The sequence below is a fragment of the Myxococcus xanthus genome, assembly GCF_013116825.1.
In the GTDB taxonomy this organism is placed as follows: domain Bacteria; phylum Myxococcota; class Myxococcia; order Myxococcales; family Myxococcaceae; genus Myxococcus; species Myxococcus xanthus_B.
On record NZ_JABFNS010000311.1, the window covers coordinates 1 to 465 of the forward strand.

Genomic DNA, 465 nt, shown 5'->3' on the forward strand with positions numbered 1-465 from the left:
GCGCAAGAAGCTCGGCGCGGAACTGGTGCTGAACGTGCGCGGCGTGGGCTACATGGTGCCCAAGGCATGAGCCGGCCGGCCGCCGGTGAAACCGACGGAGGGGGCCCGGCGCGCGGTCGACCGCAGGGCCGCTGGATGGACCGCCTGGCCGCGCGGGCGCCGCATTCGCTGCGCGCGCGGCTGCTGTGCTTTCTGCTCGTGGCGATCGTCTGCGCGGCGCTGCTGCAGTTCGCGCTGGCCTACCGCTCGGCACTGGCCGAGGCGGACCAGATTTTCGACTACCACATGCAGCAGACGGCGATGGCGCTGCGGCCGGGCGTGCCGTCGATGCCCGAGCGGGCGCAGGAGGCACCGGCGCAGGAGGACGAGAGCACCGAATTCGTGGTGCAGATCTGGTCGGCCGACGGGTTGCGGGTGTTCGAGTCGTCCGTGGGCGCGGCGCTGCCGCAGCGCGCGGTGCTGGGT

1 protein-coding gene is annotated in these 465 nt (G+C 72.9%); it reads left to right on the plus strand.

Annotation, left to right across the window (positions count from 1 at the left end):
• Nucleotides 1–135: 135 nt before the first annotated feature.
• Nucleotides 136–465 (plus strand): hypothetical protein (locus tag HNV26_RS37470; protein ID WP_216613095.1); only part of this gene is annotated, 330 nt, incomplete at its 3' end.